The organism is Acidovorax sp. KNOB132 (assembly GCF_057541515.1).
The window spans coordinates 1-2,171 of record NZ_BAAJYT010000416.1 but is presented as its reverse complement, the minus strand read 5'-3'; the positions used below and the strand labels follow the sequence as shown (position 1 = coordinate 2,171).

The window sequence follows — 2,171 nt, the reverse complement described above, 5'->3', positions numbered from 1 at the left end:
GGCTCGTCGGCCAGCAGCAGGGCCGGGCGGTGCACCAGCGCGCGGGCGATGGCCACGCGCTGCAGTTGTCCGCCGCTCAGTTGCTGGGGCAGGCGATCGCCCAGGCCCTCCAGGCCCACGGCGGCCAGCATGTGCGCCACCCGTGCCGGATCGGTGCGGCCCAGCAGCATGAGCGGCAGCGCCACGTTCTGCGCCACGTCCAGGTGCGGCAGCACGTGGAAGGCCTGGAACACGAAGCCCACGTGCGCGCGCCGCCAAAGGGCGCGCTGCGTGTCGTCCAGCGTGGACAGGTCGGTGCCGCCGTGCACGATGCGGCCCGTGTCCCAGGTATCGAGGCCCGCCAGGCAATTGAGCAGCGTGGACTTGCCCACGCCCGATTCGCCCACGATGGCCACGAACTCGCCCGGGTGCACTGCCAGGTCCACCTGCGCGAACACGTCGGCCTCGCCGTAGCGCTTGCCCAGTTGTTCGACGCGCAGCACGGCGTTCGCGGAGCCGGCGGGACTGGACGGTGCGGCGCTCATGCCGCGGCCTCGTCGGCCAGCCGCCGGTGCACGGCCTGCACCAGCCGTTCGGTGGCGCCGGGGGCATCGCAGGGGATGGCGTGGCGTGCCGGCATGCTGCGCAGCCAGGTCACCTGGCGCTTGGCCAGTTGGCGGGTGGCGGCCATGCCGCGTTCGCGCAGGCCTGCCACATCGAGTGTGCCGGTGGCCGCCTCGGCATCCAGCACCTCCCAGGCCTGGCGGTAGCCCACGCAGCGCATGGAGGGCAGGTCGGGGTGCAGGTCGCCGCGCGCCCGAAGCCGGCGCACTTCATCGACGAAGCCCGCGTCCAGCATGGCGTCGAAGCGTTGGGCGATGCGCCCGTGCAGCCAGGCGCGGTCTTCGGGCTCCAGAGAGAAAAGGGCATCCACCGCCGTATTGGCGCCGTCTTCTGCTCCTTTTTTAATCGTATGAAAGCTCGACAGCGGCTGCCCTGCGATGCGCCACACCTCCAGCGCGCGCTGGATGCGCTGGCTGTCCGCCGGTGCCAGGCGCGCGGCGGTGATCGGGTCCACGCGGGCCAGTTCGGCGTGCATGCCGGGCCAGCCGATGGCGGCGGCCTGGGCCTCCAGCTCGGCGCGCACGGCGGGGTCGGCGGGCGGCATGTCGTCGATGCCGTCCAGCAGGGCCTTGAAGTACAGCATGGTGCCGCCCACCAGCAGCGGCAGCGCGCCGCGGGCGCGGATCTGCGCGATGAGGCGGCTCGCGTCGGCCACGAACTCGGCCGCGCTGTAGGCGTGCAACGGGTCGCGGATGTCGATCAGGTGGTGCGGCACCGCGGCCAGTTCGGCGGGCGTCGGCTTGGCCGTGCCGATGTCCATGCCGCGGTACACCAGCGCCGAATCGACGCTCACGATCTCCACCGGGCAATGCGGCGCCAGCGATGCGGCCAGCGCCAGGGAGCCCGCCGTCTTGCCCGAGGCGGTGGGGCCGGCCAGCGCGATGCAGGGCAGCGTCTCAGGCAGGCGCATGGGGCTCTCCGTGTCGTTGCACCAGCGTCCAGGCGGTCAGCGCCAGCGCGGCCGAGCAGGCCCACACGCCGTGCACCAGCGGCCACACGGTGCCGTCCAGCCGCGCGCCGACCCATCGGCCCACGGCGAAGGCCACCAGCATCATCATGAAGCCGTTCAGGGCCGAGGCCACGCCGGCCGCCTGCGGAAACGGGCCCACCGCACCGCTTTGCCCGCAGGGCTGGTGGATGCCATGCGCCACCATGAACACGCACATCGGCAGCAGCAGTGCCAGCGGCGCATGCCAGCCGGCGAAGGCCGCCGCGGCCATCAGCGTGCCGCCGAGCAGGCTGACGGCGCCGGCCACCGCCACGGTGCGCCGCACGCCCAGGCGCGCGAGCAACTGCCGGCAGAGCACGGTGCCCACCAGGTAAGCCAGCGCGGTCGACAGCAGCACGGCGCCGTATTGGGGTCGCGACAGTCCCAGGGCCTCGATGAAGACGAACGACGATGCCGCCAGGAACGTGAACAGCCCGCCGTAGCTGGCCGTGGTCAGCAGCGAATAGGCCCAGAACGTGCGGTGCCGCAGCACCGTGGCCCAGGTGCGTGCCAGCGTGGCCGGCCGCAGGGCGTGCGGGTTGCGCCGCGCCAGCGTCTCGGGCAGGCCCAGGGCGACCAC

The 2,171-nt window shown here is 73.0% G+C and carries 3 protein-coding genes; all 3 read right to left on the bottom strand.

Annotated elements, in window-relative coordinates:
* On the bottom strand, window positions 1-524 hold a 524-nt coding region (locus tag AC27IO_RS23225), incomplete at its 3' end, for an ABC transporter ATP-binding protein (RefSeq protein ID WP_498741025.1).
* Window positions 521-1,513: a tRNA (adenosine(37)-N6)-dimethylallyltransferase MiaA gene (miaA, locus tag AC27IO_RS23220; protein ID WP_498741023.1), complete on the bottom strand. Its 993-nt coding sequence runs from the start codon at window positions 1,511-1,513 to the stop codon at window positions 521-523. The genes AC27IO_RS23225 and miaA, both read right to left, overlap by 4 nt.
* Window positions 1,500-2,171, bottom strand: a 672-nt coding sequence (locus AC27IO_RS23215) for an MFS transporter (protein WP_498741022.1), incomplete at its 5' end; no start/stop codon positions are given. The genes AC27IO_RS23215 and miaA, both read right to left, overlap by 14 nt.